Origin of the sequence: Allokutzneria sp. NRRL B-24872 (assembly GCF_002155965.1) — a bacterium.
Lineage (GTDB): Bacteria > Actinomycetota > Actinomycetes > Mycobacteriales > Pseudonocardiaceae > Allokutzneria.
Genome location: NZ_MUMH01000006.1, coordinates 63905 through 77954, shown reverse-complemented (window position 1 = coordinate 77954; position 14050 = coordinate 63905). Strand labels below are relative to the sequence as shown.

Annotated in this window: 10 protein-coding genes; 9 read left to right on the top strand and 1 reads right to left on the bottom strand. The window is 68.7% G+C overall.

All coding sequences use genetic code 11. The features are described from left to right. The first annotated feature begins 29 nt into the window (after positions 1 to 29). From CCN37_RS01120 to CCN37_RS01110, 3 genes are all read left to right on the top strand, one after another. Positions 30 to 1586: an alpha/beta hydrolase gene (locus tag CCN37_RS01120; RefSeq protein ID WP_086818703.1), complete on the top strand. Its 1557-nt coding sequence runs from the start codon at positions 30 to 32 to the stop codon at positions 1584 to 1586. A 68-nt stretch (positions 1587 to 1654) separates the two neighbouring features. After that, positions 1655 to 2332, top strand: a complete 678-nt coding sequence (locus CCN37_RS01115; protein ID WP_168200473.1) for a DUF4433 domain-containing protein — start codon at positions 1655 to 1657, stop codon at positions 2330 to 2332. A 4-nt stretch (positions 2333 to 2336) separates the two neighbouring features. Beyond that, positions 2337 to 3416 (top strand): macro domain-containing protein, encoded by a 1080-nt coding sequence (locus tag CCN37_RS01110; RefSeq protein ID WP_086818701.1) that lies wholly within the window; start codon positions 2337 to 2339, stop codon positions 3414 to 3416. Here the strand turns inward: CCN37_RS01110 and CCN37_RS01105 are convergent, their stop codons facing one another. Continuing rightward, positions 3417 to 4142 (bottom strand): TetR/AcrR family transcriptional regulator, encoded by a 726-nt coding sequence (locus CCN37_RS01105; RefSeq protein WP_086818700.1) that lies wholly within the window; start codon positions 4140 to 4142, stop codon positions 3417 to 3419. It abuts the gene before it with no gap. A 139-nt stretch (positions 4143 to 4281) separates the two neighbouring features. Here CCN37_RS01105 and CCN37_RS01100 point away from each other — a divergent pair, with 139 nt between their 5' ends. From CCN37_RS01100 to CCN37_RS01075, 6 genes are all read left to right on the top strand, one after another. Then, positions 4282 to 6456: an MMPL family transporter gene (locus CCN37_RS01100; RefSeq protein WP_086818699.1), complete on the top strand. Its 2175-nt coding sequence runs from the start codon at positions 4282 to 4284 to the stop codon at positions 6454 to 6456. Between the two features lie 264 nt (positions 6457 to 6720). Beyond that, the gene (locus tag CCN37_RS01095; RefSeq protein WP_086818698.1) at positions 6721 to 9255 is read left to right on the top strand and encodes an MMPL family transporter; all 2535 of its coding nucleotides are present in this window, start codon (positions 6721 to 6723) and stop codon (positions 9253 to 9255) included. A 246-nt stretch (positions 9256 to 9501) separates the two neighbouring features. After that, positions 9502 to 10488, top strand: coding sequence for a LacI family DNA-binding transcriptional regulator (locus CCN37_RS01090; protein ID WP_246842752.1), 987 nt, complete (start codon positions 9502 to 9504; stop codon positions 10486 to 10488). After that, entirely contained in the window at positions 10485 to 12092 is a 1608-nt protein-coding gene (locus CCN37_RS01085) for a sugar ABC transporter ATP-binding protein (RefSeq protein ID WP_086818696.1), read from the top strand. The genes CCN37_RS01090 and CCN37_RS01085 overlap by 4 nt, the downstream gene beginning before the upstream one ends. Beyond that, entirely contained in the window at positions 12089 to 13057 is a 969-nt protein-coding gene (locus CCN37_RS01080; protein ID WP_086818695.1) for an ABC transporter permease, read from the top strand. The genes CCN37_RS01085 and CCN37_RS01080 overlap by 4 nt, the downstream gene beginning before the upstream one ends. Before the next feature lie 28 nt (positions 13058 to 13085). Then, complete coding sequence (locus CCN37_RS01075) at positions 13086 to 14030, top strand: substrate-binding domain-containing protein (RefSeq protein WP_086818694.1); 945 nt, start codon at positions 13086 to 13088, stop codon at positions 14028 to 14030. Positions 14031 to 14050: the final 20 nt, after the last annotated feature.

Below are 14050 nucleotides of genomic sequence, written 5' to 3'. Positions count from 1 at the left end.
GCGGCGCTTTGTTGGGTACGTTCGGGTTCATGATCAGTGCAACGGGGGGACGGCGTCGCGCGCTGTTCGTGGCGGGCGTCGTGGGTGCGGCGGTGCTGGTGGGTGCCACGCCCGCGCAGGCGAACCCGTTGTCGTGGAAGGACTGCGCGGACAACGCGGAGCTGAAGTGCGCTTCGCTCGACGTGCCGTTGGACCACGCTGAGCCCGGCGGTGACCGCGTCACGCTCGCGCTGGTCAAGGCACCTGCGCGCAAGCAGTCGGAGCGGCTGGGCTCCGTGGTGGTCAACCGCGGCGGGCCGGGTTTCTCCACGATCCAGTACCTGGAGCTGATCAAGGGCAAGCACCTGCCCGCGCCGTGGGACGAGCGCGTGTGGGACCGCTACGACGTGATCGCGTTGGACCAGCGCGGCGTTGGCAAGGCGACGCCTGCGGTGAAGTGCTTCGCCACTCCGGAGGCCGCCGCCGCGTTCGGCGCGGGCGTGCCCACGGTTCCGGTGAGCCTGGCCGACGTGATGAAGCGCGCCGCCAAGGACGCCGAGTTCGCGTCGGAGTGCCGCAAGCACAGCGGAAAGCTCCTCGACCACATGTCGACCGCTGCCGTCGCGCGTGACCTCGACCTGGTGCGCGCGGCGCTCGGCGAGCAGCGGCTGAACTTCCTCGGCCAGTCCTACGGCGTCGCGCTCGGCACCGTCTACGCCAACATGTTCCCCGCGCGCACCGGAGCGTTGGTGCTGGACAGCGTGCTGAACCCGGCGATCACCACCACGGGCGCGATCGGCTCCGTGCCGTCCGAGCGGATCGGTTCGGACACCGCGACCCGCGACACCATGCGCGAGTTCCTGCGGTTGTGCGCGCAGGGCAAGACCTGCCAGTTCGCCAAGCACGGGCCCGGCGCCTACCGCGACCTGCTCGCGAAGCTCCGGGCGGAGCCGTTGTCGTTGACCACGCCGGAGGGCAAGGAGGTCTCGCTGACGTATTCCAAGCTCCTCGTCTACGTCGGCGGACGGCTCTACCAGACCAATGCGTGGTCCGGGATCGACTACATGCTCGACCTGACCCACCGCGTCCTCGCCGAGCCCACCGGCCAGGCGGCTTCGGACCTGGCGCAGGTGGTGGCCTACCTGGACGAGTACGAGCCCGACAACCCGTACAACGACCTGACTCCGGCCTACAGCGCCTTCACCTGCAACGACGACGACACCTCGAAGTTCGCGCTCGCGTGGTGGAAGGCGGCCGAGCGCCGAGAGCGGATCGCGCCGAACTTCGCGACGCTGCGCGCCTACGAGACCAGTCAGTGCGCGTCGTGGCAGGCCAAGCCCAAGGAGCGCTACACCGGCCCGTGGCGCGGCAAGAACGAGCGGCCCGCGCTGATCGTCAACAACCGCTTCGACTCCGCGACCCCGCTCTCCGGAGCCGTCGAGCTGAGCCGGACGTTGAACAGCCGCCTGCTGATCGCGGAGGGCTGGGGACACATCGCCGCGCAGCAGTCCACCTGCGCGATCACCGCCACCTCCGACTACCTCGTGACCGGCGCCCTCCCCCGGCCCGGCGCGACCTGCAAGCCCGACACCGTCCCGTTCAGCTAGTCCACAGTGGACAGAACGTGAGTTGATGTCGGCGAGGGATGTCAGATACTGGCTGTAGCTTGCTCGACATGAACTGGACCTGGGACAGGTTCGTCAACGGGGATGATCCGCGAATCTTTCACTTCACTCACGTGGACAACCTGCCTTCGCTGGTCGAAGCAGGTGAGCTGATGGCTGACTGCGTAGTCCGCAAGGGTGAGCGGAGCGTTGTCGAGGTCGGCAACCAGGACATCAAGGCGAGCAGACGTGGGAGACGGGTACCTGTCGAGCCTGGCGGAGTCGTTGGTGAGTACGTGCCCTTCTACTACGCTCCGCGGTCACCGATGTTGTTCCAGGTAGCGCATAGCTATCACATCCAAGGGCAACAGATTCAAGATCAGCTGGTGTACCTCGTTAGCCGTGTGTCCACAGTGGCCGGACGATGCCGTGTCGTGGCAACTGACAGGAACGCCGCGCTGCTGCTTGCTGAGTTCGCTGAAGGCCCAGAAGGCGTAGCCAAGATGATCGACTGGCCGCTGATGCGACAGGTCATGTGGAACTCGACGGAGGAGAGACCGGATCGGAAGGAGCGCCGCATGGCTGAGCTTCTTGTCCATCGCGGCGTGCCTGTGGACTGCATCACCGGGCTCGTCACCCGGACGCAGGACACTGCGGACGTTGTCCGAGACCACGTGGCTGGTACATGCTTAGCCGAACTAAGGTTGCTCACCTGTCCTGACTGGTACTTCGACGAGCGGGGATGGTGAACCGATGATCAGATTCGCCTTCGGGAACCTGCTACGCGCTGACGTCGAAGCCGTGGTGAATCCGGTCAACTGCGTTGGCGTGATGGGTAAGGGGCTTGCCCTGCAGTTCAAGCGGGCATTCCCTGAGATTGTCGAACCCTACGAGAACGCGTGCGCCACAGGAGAGATACAACCTGGTCGAGTGCAGACGATCGATCGAGGTGCTGGCGAGAAACCTCGATGGATTCTCAATGTTCCAACAAAACGTCACTGGCGCCAGCCGAGCAGGCTGGATGACGTGGAAGCAGGGGCTGCCGCACTTGCGGAGTCAATTGAAAGGCAAGGGATTCGATCCGTTGCTGTAGCGCCTCTCGGGTGCGGTAATGGTGGCCTTGACTGGTTTGTAGTTTTGCCAATTCTGCTTAAACACCTGGCTCCGTTGGAGTCGGTAGACGTTGTCATATATCCGCCAGCAGGCGCTCCCGCTCCGGAAGACATGCCCAACCGCAGCCTCCGGCCAAGTATGACTAGTCGTCGTGCGGGAGTGATAGTTCTCTTCGCCGAGTTCGTACGTAGGTCGGAATCATTCCGCGTAGCATTCCAAGCTGACAGCTTGGCGCGCCTGGAGATGCAGAAGCTGGTCTACTTCGCCCAAGTCCGATCTGATGATCGTTACTGGGATTTCGAGAGGGGGCGCTACGGCCCTTACTCGCATGGCCTTGAGAGGGAGCTTCGGTCATGGGAAGGGCATTTCCTGATCGGGTTCGGTGATGCAACCGATAAGGTCATGGAGCTGCGCCCAGTACGCCTGCTTCCGGATGCGATCAAGCAGGCGGACGGCGAGCGCCTGTTTAGGCAGCAAGAAGTGATCGATGATGTTCTGAAGCTGCTGGTTGGCTGGGAGAACACCTACGAACTTGAGCTCCTTGCTACGGTGCTTTTCTTGAGCGAGTGTAAGCTTGCTTCCAGTGCTGAAGGTGCATACGAGATCATCCAAAAATGGGATGCTCCTGCACGCCTTTTCACTAGCCGACATGTGCGGATTGCCTGGCGTCATCTCTGTGAACAAGGTTGGATAGCTGACAACATCTCCATGTCAGTGTGATCAGGAGAAGCCGACGACGGAGGCCAGCTCGGTGAGCATGGACTCGAAGAGCGGCTCGGCGTCGGGCACGGCGAACGGGAAGCGGCCGAAGACCTCCAGCGCCACGTGGCCGTACAACCGCGCCCACCACTGGAGCATCAGGTAGATGGTGCCCAGCTGGAGCTTCTCCTCCGGCACGCGGATGCCGGTCGCGGCCAGGCTCGCGCTGACGTCGTCGCGGTAGGCGGCCAGCTCGGCGCGCAGGGCATCGGGCACGTCGAGCGAGTCCGACAGGAAGATCTTGTGCTCGGACAGCAGCTGCCCGGCGATCTCCAGGAACACCCGGCCGAAGTGGTCCTGGGCAGGGCGGTTGACCGGAGTGTTGGTCTCCTCCGGGCTGGTGGCGAAGACGAGCGTGAACTCCCTCGGGTGCGCGAGCGCCCAGCGGCGGAAGGCGCGGCAGACGGTGAACACGCGCTCAGCGGGCTGGTCGAGGGGAACGGCGGCGATCTGCGGGGTGAGCGTGGCGGCCAGGTCGGCGGAGATGTCGTCGCAGACGTGGCGCAGCAGGTCGGCGCGCGAGTCGTAGTAGCGGTACAGCGCGGGGGCGGTGATGCCGAGCTCGCGGGCGATGGCGCGCAGCGTCACGGCGTGGCTGCCGTCCTCGACGAGCAGTCGGCGGGCGCAGGCCAGGATCTCGCGCTCCGTGTCGGCCCGCAGTTTCTCGCGCCGAGTGCTCTCGGTCATACCTCACCCCATCGGGTTGTAAACGGTGTTCACCGTCGCGTACGGTCACGAACGGTGGTGAACACCGTTTACTGACTGCACCGGCTCTCGCACGGTAGCCGCAGCGGTCACCGGACTACCAGTCGCCGGAGGCTCGATCGTGTTCGTCTCGTGGGGTTCCCTCGTCCACCGCCGCCGCTGGCTGGTGGCGATCGCGATCGTGCTGTTCACCGTCGTCGGCGGGGCCTGGGGCGCAGGGGTCTTCGGCCAGCTCTCGCAGGGCGGCTACGAGGACCCGGGCAGCGAGGCGGCGCGGGCGACGACCACCGCCAAGGAAGCGCTCGGGCGCCAGGGCGGCGACTTCGCCGTCGTCTACACCGCGCCGAGCGGCACCGTCGACGACGCGGCGTTCGCCACGAAGGTCACCGAGCGGCTGCGCGCGCTGCCCTCCGACAAGGTCGAGCGCGTGCTGTCCTACTGGGACACCAAGGCACCGCAGTTCGCCGACGCGGAGAAGAAGCGCGGGGTCGCGGTGGTGACCCTGAAGTCCACGGACGAGAACGAGAAGATCAGCCAGTACCCGGAGCTGCGGGATGCGCTCCAGGTGGACGGCGCGCGCACGGAGATCGCCGGTTTCGTGCCGATGGCCGCGGCGATCAACGAGACCACCCAGACCGACCTGATCAAGGCCGAGCTGGTGTCGGTCCCGCTCACCCTGATCCTGCTCGTGGTGATCTTCGGCGGCCTGGTCGCGGCCTCGCTGCCGGTGGCGGTCGGCGGTCTGGCGATCCTCGGCTCGCTCGGCGTCATCCGGATCATCTCCTCCTTCGCCGAGGTCAGCACGTTCGCGGTGAACGTGGCCTCGCTGCTCGGACTCGGGCTCGCGATCGACTACGGGTTGTTCATGGTCGGGCGCTTCCGCGAGGAGATCGCCTCGGGCCGCTCGACCCCCGACGCCGTGCGCCGCACGGTGGCAACGGCGGGCCGCACGGTCGCGTTCTCGGCGACGCTGCTGGTCATCGCGCTGGCCGGGCTCCTGCTGTTCCCGCAGGGCTTCCTCAAGTCGGTCGCCTACGGCGGCATGGCGGCGGTCGGCATCGCGGCGCTGGTGTCGCTGACGCTGCTGCCCGCGCTGCTGGGCATGCTCGGCAAGAAGATCGACTCGCTCGGCCTGCCGTGGCGCAGGCAGAAGCGCGCCGCCGCCGAGGAGGGTCGTGGCTGGCACCGGCTGGCCACCGGCGTGATGCGCCGCCCGGCCCTGGTCGCGGTGCCGATCGTCGCGGGCCTGCTGCTGCTCGGCGCCCCGTTCCTCGGCGCGAGCTTCGGCGCGGTCACCGAGAAGGTGCTGCCCGCCTCCAACGCCACCCGCCAGGCCACCGAGACGCTGAACACCAACTTCCCCGGCCTGGCCAACGACGGCGCGCAGCTGGTGCTCAAGAGCCGCGACGGCTCGGCGCCGGACCAGCGCGCGGTCGCCAGCTTTGCCGCGTCGGTGGACAACGTGCCGGGCGTCAGCGCGGTCCAGGTGACCGGTGCGGGCAAGGACGTCGTCACGCTGAGCGCGAAGCTGCCGGGCGATGCGATGGGCACCGCCGCCAAGGACGCGGTCGTTGCCATCCGCGCGGTCTCGCCGCCGCCGAACACCGACCTGCTCGTCGGCGGGATCACCGCGCAGGTGACCGACTCGCTGGACGCGATCATCGCGCAGCTGCCGCTGATGGCCGTCGTGGTGATCGGCGCGACGCTGCTGCTGATGTTCCTGGCGTTCGGCTCGGTGTTGTTGCCGGTCAAGGCCGTGGTGATGAGCGCGCTGAGCCTGTCGGCGACCTTCGGCGTGCTGGTGTGGGTCTTCCAGGACGGTCACCTCGCCGACCTGATCGGGGTGACGCCGGGACCGCTCGAGGCCGGGATCGTGGTGCTGATGGCGGCCGTGGTGTTCGGCCTGTCCACCGACTACGAGGTCTTCCTCATGTCGAGGATGGTCGAGGCGAAGGCCAAGGGCGCGAACAACGTGGAGGCCGTGGCCACCGGTATCGCCAAGACCGGGCGCGTGATCAGCGCCGCGGCCGTGCTGCTGATCGTGGTCACCGGCGCGTTCGCCTTCTCCGACGTGGCGATGATGCGCTTCGTCGGCGTCGGCATGATCCTCGCGCTCGTGCTGGACGCGACGATCGTGCGGATGCTGCTCGTCCCCGCCGTCATGCGCCTGCTCGGTGACGCGGCGTGGTGGGCGCCGGGGCCGCTCCGGCGGCTTCAGCAGCGAGTCGGCCTCCAGGAGTCCGACGACCTTCCGGAGGACGTCGAAACGTCCAGGAATCCCCAGCCGGTGGCCTGACAAGCAAGATCGTTGATGGCTTCACCCATAAGTGTTTGCCTGCACCTGGAAAAGGCTAATTTCAACATCGAACTTCTTTCTGTGACGCTATCGTTAGCTGATACCCCTGAGTAGCCTCTGCCGAGTTCCACCGTTTGGCGTAAGCCCGCCGAGAATTTCTACTGAGAGTGATTGATCCGCTGCTCAGTGGTCGGGACCGCCGGACAGTCGTGGTTGCCGGACTGCCGCCATCCGGAGGGGCTCGTGTTCGCTGCTTGGGGATCGATGGTTCACCGCCAACGCTGGCTCGTCGTTGGCACAGTGCTGCTGATCGCCCTGCTGGGCGGGGCGTGGGGCAGCGGGGTCTTCGACCGGCTGTCCCAGGGCGGCTACGACGACCCCACCAGCGAGGCGGTGCAGGCGACCAAGGCGGTCGAGAAGACACTGGGCAAGCCCGGCGGCGACTTCGTCGCGATCTACACCGTGCCGCAGGGCAAGTCGGTCGACGACCCGCAGCTGGGCCAGCGGATCAACAGCAGGCTGAGCACGCTGCCGCAGAACAAGGTCAGCAAGGTCGTCTCCTACTGGCAGCTGCCGAACCCGCAGTTCGCCACGCCGGACAAGCAGCGCGGCGTCGCCGTCTTCACCCTCGCCGGAGCCAACGAGGACGAGAAGCTGGCCGCCTTCGACGAGGTCAGGGACATGATCTCGGTCGAGGGCGCCGCGACGACCGTGACCGGCTACTTCGCACTCGGCAAGGAGATCAACGAGATCTCGCACAACGACCTGGTGCGGGCCGAGCTGATCTCGCTGCCGGTGACGTTGGTGCTGCTCGTGCTCTTCTTCGGCGGCCTGGTCGCGGCCTCGCTGCCGGTGGCCATCGGCGGCCTGACCATCCTCGGCGCGCTCGGTGTGCTCCGGCTGCTCACCGTCTTCGGCGACGTGAACACCTTCGCGGTGAACGTGGCCACGCTGCTCGGGCTCGGGCTGGCCATCGACTACGGCCTCTTCATGGTCGGCCGCTTCCGCGAGGAGCTGGCTGGCGGCCGCTCCACCGAGGACGCCGTGCAGCGCACCGTCGCCACGGCCGGTCGCACCGTCGCCTTCTCCTCCACCCTGCTGGTGATCGCGCTCGGCGGCCTGCTGCTCTTCCCGCAGGCGTTCCTCAAGTCCGTCGGCTACGGCGGCATGGCGGCGGTCGGCATCGCCGCCGTGCTCTCGCTGACCCTGCTGCCCGCCGTGTTCGCGGTGCTCGGCCGTCGCGTGGACGCGCTGTCCATGCCGTGGCGGCGCGGTGAGGACGCCGCGCAGCACCGCGAGTGGCCGGGCTGGCGCAAGCTCGCCGACTGGGTGATGAAGCGCCCGGTCTTCGTGGCCGCGCCGATCCTGGCCATGCTCTTCGTGCTCGGCGCCCCGTTCCTCGGCGTCAACTTCGGCGCGGTCACCGAGAAGGTGCTGCCGCAGGAGAACTCCGCCCGCCAGTCCGCCGAGCAGCTGATGCGCGAGTTCCCGCAGCTCGGCGCGGACGGCGCGCAGATCGTGCTGCGCGGCTACGACGGCAAGGCGCCGACCCCGGAGACCGTGCAGAAGTTCATCGACGTGGTCGGCAAGGTCCCCGGCGTCACCGAGGTGAAGCCCGGCCAGTCCGCCGGTGACGTCGCGACGATCTCCGCGAAGCTGCCCGGCGGCTCGCTCAGCTCCGAGGCCAAGACCGCGGTCGCCGATCTGCGCAACCTCTCCGAGCCCGCGGGCACCGAGGTCATGGTGGGCGGTCGCACCGCCGAGGTGGTGGACAGCCTCGCCGCGACGGCCGCCCAGCTGCCGTGGATGATCCTGCTGGTCGTCGGCGCGACCATGGTGCTGATGTTCCTGGCCTTCGGCTCGGTGATGATGCCGATCAAGGCCGTGGTGATGAGCGCGGTCAGCCTCACCGCCACCTTCGGCGCGCTGGTCTGGGTCTTCCAGGACGGCCACGGCGCCGACCTGCTCGGCGTGGAGCCCGGACCGCTCGAAGCCGGCGTCGTCGTGCTGATGGCGGCCGTGGTGTTCGGCCTCTCCACCGACTACGAGGTCTTCCTGATGTCCCGGATGGTCGAGGCCCGCGAGCGCGGCGCGACCACCGAGGAGGCCGTGAGCATCGGCCTCGGCAAGACCGGCAAGGTGATCAGCGCTGCGGCCGTGCTGCTGATCGTGGTCACCGGCGCGTTCTCCTTCTCCGACATGGCGCTCATGCGCTTCATCGGCATCGGCATGATCCTCGCGCTGGCGCTGGACGCCACCATCGTGCGGATGCTGCTGGTACCGGCACTGGTGAAGCTCCAGGGCGAGTTCACCTGGTGGGCCCCGGCGTCGCTGCGGCGGTTGCAGCAGCGGATCGGGCTCCAGGAGCGCGACGAGCTGGACGACCTGGTGCCCGCCGCGGCCAAGGCGCTGGAGACCACCAGTTCCACCACCCGCCTGCCCCGACTCGCCGAGCGCGCCATCGCGGCGGCCTCGGTGGTGCTGGAGCCGGAGCTGGTCCAGACGGTGCGCAGCGCCAAGCGGGACTTCCTGCACCGCCTCGAACCGCTGCGGCCGGAGCTGTTCCAGTACTGCCTGCGGCTGGCCGGCGACATCAACCACGCCGAGCGGCTGGTCCAGGAGACCATGGCGCGCGCGTTCGTGGCCTGCACCGAGGTGGCCAACCCCGGGATCGAGCGACCGCTGCCGTGGCTCATGCGGATCGCGACCAAGACCCACGTGGACTCGTGGCTGAAGCGGGTGCCGCCCGCCACCGGCCGACTGGTGATGCACAGGACGACCGCGCAGCTCATCGGGTGAGCGCCGAGCGCGGATGACGCGGTCGGCTACGGAGCCGGACCGCGTCATCTCGTTCCCCCTGCCGGGTGTCATCCGATGGGCCGGATGTAGGTCGCGTGACCGACACAGAAGTCACCTGTTTCGATTCAGTTGAGAATCCTTCTTGTGTATTCGATTAACCGGGTCGTGTAATCGAATACACGCACGGCTTGTGTCACGGTGAAAACGCCCGTGATCACAATGGGAGGAGCGCCACCGGTGGCCACGATGAAGGACGTCGCACGTCGTGCGGGCGTCTCCACCGCCACCGTCTCCCGCGTGCTCAACGGCCACTCCGCGCCGACCCCCGAGACCCGCGCCAGGGTGCTCGCCGCGGTCGAGGCGCTGGAGTACCGGCCCAACGTGCTGGCCAGATCGCTGCGCGTGCACTCGACGCAAACGCTTGGACTGGTCATCAGCGACCTGCTCAACCCGTTCTTCGCCGAGATCGCCCGCGCGGTCGAGGACGAGGCGCGCAAGCACGGCTACGTGGTGATCTTCGGCAACGCCGACGAGAACGTGGAGCAGCAGGAGCGCTACGTGCGCACGCTGCTCGACCGCAGGGTGGACGGCCTGCTCGTGTGCCCCGCGACCGACGACGACGGCTGGGTCAGCGAGGTCAGCGCGCGCAACGTGCCGCTGGTGCTGCTGGACCGCCGGATCGACGTCGGTGGTGCTCCGGTCGTCAACGCCGACGGCGCGGCGGCACTGCGCGAGCTGGCCGCGCACCTGGTCAAGCTCGGGCACCGGCGCATCGGCGTGATCTCCGGCCCCGAGGACACCAGCACCGGCCGGGAGCGGCTGCACGCCTTCAACGACGCGCTCCGCTCGCTCGGCCACCCGGTCGCGCCGGACCTCGTGACGCACGGGGATTTCCGCCGTCGCAGCGGGGCGGACGCCGCGTCGTGGCTGCTCGGACGGCCGGAGCCGCCGACGGTGCTGGTCGCGATGGACAACCTGATGGGGCTCGGCGCGCTGGAGGAGCTGCGCAGGCTGGGCAGGCGCATCCCGGACGAGGTCGGCCTGGCCATCTACGACGACCAGCCGTGGTTCCCGCTGTTCGAGCCCGCGATCACCGTCGTCGCCCAGCCCACCGAGGAGATGGGCGGTGCGGCCGTGCGGAGCCTGCTCGCGCTGATCAACGGCGAGCAGCCAGCAGAGGTGCACCTCGACGCGCGCCTGATCGTCCGAGCGTCCTGTGGAGAGCGGCTGTGAGCACGGAACTCCTTCGAGCCGAGGGAATCACCAAGCGCTTCACCGGCGCGCTGGCCCTGTCCGACGTGGACTTCGACCTGCGCTCGGGCGAGGTGCACGTGCTGCTCGGGGAGAACGGCGCGGGCAAGTCCACCCTGGTCAAGGTGCTCGCGGGCGCGCACAGCCCGGACGCCGGGCGGATCGTGGTCGGCGGCGAGGAGGTCCGGCTCGGCTCGCCGCAGCAGGCCGCGAAGCTCGGCATCGCCGTGATCCACCAGGAACTGACGCTCGTGCCCGACCTCTCCGTCGCGGAGAACCTCTTCCTCGGCCGCACGCCGAGGCGCTTCGGCTTCGTCGACCGCGCCCAGATCCGCCGCCGCGCGGGCGAAGTGCTCGATCGCGTCGGCCTGCGCGTCGACCCGAGCACTCCGGTGCGCGGGCTCGGCATCGCCCAGCAGCAGATGGTGGAGATCGCCAGGGCGCTGGACACCGACGCCAAGGTGCTGGTGCTCGACGAGCCGACCGCCGTGCTCACCGAGACCGAGACCGACCGGCTGCTGGAGATCATGTCCGAGCTGCGCGAACAGGGCGTCGGCCTGGTCTTCATCACCCACCACCTCGACGAGATCCGGCGCATCGCAGACCGGATCACCGTGCTCCGCGACGGCGAGAGCGTCGGCGTGCTGCCCGCGGGCGCGAGCGTGGACGAGATGGTCAGGACGATGGTCGGCCGCACGATCTCCGAGCAGTACCCGCGTCGTGCGCAGGAGCCCGGTGAGGTGCTGCTCGGCGTCTCCGGACTGACCAGGAGCGGCGCGTTCACCGAGGTGTCCTTCGAGGTCAGGGCCGGTGAGGTGCTCGGGATCGCCGGACTGGTCGGCTCCGGCCGGACCGAGGTGGCCAGGGCGGTCTTCGGCGTCGACCGCTACGACTCCGGCGAGGTCGTCGTCGCGGGCACGCGCCTCAAGCCGGGTGATGTGCAGGCCGTGATGCGCGCTGGGCTCGGCCTGGTTCCGGAGGACCGCAAGGGCCAGGGCCTCGTGCTGACCTCCAGCGTTGGCGAGAACCTGGGCCTGGTCACGATGCGCGCGGCGACGCGGGGCGGCTTCGTCGACCGCAAGGCGCAACGCGTGCGGACCTCGGCCATGGCGGGCAGGCTCCGCGTGAAGACGGCCGGGCAGGACCAGCTCGTGCGCGAGCTCTCCGGCGGCAACCAGCAGAAGGTCGTGATCGGCAAGTGGCTGCTGGCCGACGTCCGCGTGCTCGTGCTGGACGAGCCGACGCGCGGGGTCGACGTCGGCGCCAAGGTCGAGATCTACGAGCTGGTCAACGAGCTGACCGACGCCGGGCACGCGGTGGTGCTGATCTCCAGCGACCTGCCGGAGGTGATCGGGATGAGCGACCGCGTGCTGGTCATGTCGGCTGGCCGGGTGGCCGGTGAGCTGACGGCCGAGGAAGCCACGCAGGACGCGGTGATGGCGCTCGCGGTCTCCGAGTCAGGGCCGCAGCGCTGGTCGCACAGGGACGGCTTCTCCGACGAGTGGCAGGAAGCGGAGCGCGACACCCCGCGCCCGGTGCCCTCCGAGGAAACGATCACGGACACGACGCGGGAGCAGGCGACATGACGACGACCGTTGCCGAACGGGGCCGCAACCGCCCCGACCTGGGCAAGCTGCTCTCCGACAACGGGGCGCTCGGCGGCCTCGTCGTGCTCGTGGTGGCCCTGTCGATCATGGCGCCGACCTTCCTCACCCCGCAGAACCTGCTCAACGTCGGCGTGCAGGCGGCCGTGGTCGCGGTGCTCGCGTTCGGCCAGACCTTCGTGATCGTCTCCGGCGGGATCGACCTCTCGGTGGGCAGCGTCGCCGCGCTCTCCGGCATGGTCGCCGCCTGGTCCTTCACCGAGTCGGGCCTGCCCGGCTGGTTGGCGCTGGTCGCGGGCCTGGCCACGGGCTTGGCCGCCGGTGTCGTCAACGGCGTGATGGTCAGCTACGGCAGGCTGCCCGCCTTCATCGCGACCCTGGCGATGCTGAGCGTGGCGCGCGGCCTGACCCTGGTCGTCTCCGACGGCACGCCCAAGTCCACACCGGACGAGATCACCGCGCTCGGCAGCACGATCGGCGACTACCTGCCGGTCCCGCTGCTGGTGATGCTGCTGGTCTTTGGGCTTACCGGAATCATTCTCACGAGGACCTACGCGGGGCGCACGATGTACGCGATCGGCGGCAACGCCGACGCCGCGCGGCTCTCCGGGATCAACGTGCGCCGGTCGACCCTGGTGGTCTACGGCCTCTCCGGGCTCTTCGCCGCGGTGGCCGGGCTGCTGCTGGCCGGTCGCCTGGCGTCAGCCGGTCCGCAGGCGGCGGTCGGCTACGAGCTGGACGCCATCGCCGCGGTCGTCATCGGCGGGGCCTCGCTCTCCGGCGGTGTCGGCAGGGCGACGGGCACCTTCGTCGGCGCGCTGGTGCTCGCGGTGCTGCGCAACGGCCTCAACCAGCTCCAGGTCACGCCGTTCTGGCAGCAGGTGGTCATCGGCGTGGTGATCGCGCTCGCCGTCCTGTTCGACACGCTCCGCCGCCGCACCAAGTGATCTCCACAGGAGAAGGGGCAGTCTCTCGATGAAGAACTCCGGTCGTCGTCGCGGCGCCGTCACGGCGGTCATGGCCGTCACCGCGCTCGCCTTCACGACGGCGTGCGACTCCGGCTCCGCCGGCGACAGCGGTGCGCCGACCCTCTCCATCGCGTTCTCGGTGTCCACGCTGAACAACCCGTTCTTCGTCCAGCTCAGGGACGGCGCGGAGCAGGCCGCCAAGGAGATGGGCGTCAAGCTGGTCGTGCAGGACGCGCAGAACGACGCGACCAAGCAGATCAACGACGTGCAGGCCTTCGTCACGCAGAAGGTGCAGGCGATCCTGGTCAACGCGGTCGAGACCGACCAGTCCGAGCCGATCGCCAAGGCCGCCGCCGGCGCGCGCATCCCGCTCGTCGCGGTGGACCGCTCGATCGACGGCACCGTCGTCTCCGAGATCACCTCGGACAACGTGCAGGGCGGGCAGCTCGCCGCCGAGGCGCTGGCCAAGGCCGTCGGCCCCGGTGACGTGGTGACCCTCCAGGGCATCTCCGGCACCTCGGCCAGCCGGGACCGCGACGAGGGCTTCACCCAGGGCATGGCTCTGCGCAGCAGCATCCGCGTGGTCAGCAAGAAGGGCGCGGAGTTCGACCGGGCCAAGGGCATGGACGTGATGTCCGCGCTCGCGCAGTCGCAGCCCAAGCTCAAGGGCGTCTTCGCGGAGAACGACGAGATGGCGCTGGGCGCGGTGAAGGCGTTGGGCTCGCGGGCGGGCAAGGACGTGATGGTCGTCGGCTTCGACGGCACGCCCGACGCGCTGGTCGCCGTGCAGAACGGCACCCTCGCCGCCACGATCGCCCAGCAGCCGCGCGAGCTGGGGCGCCTCGCCGTGGAGCAGGCGGTGAAGACCATCCGCAAGGAGAAGGTCCGGCAGCTGATCGAGGTGCCGGTCAAGGTCGTGACCAAGGACAACGTCGCGGACTTCCGCAACTAGCGGATGCATCAGTTGATCAG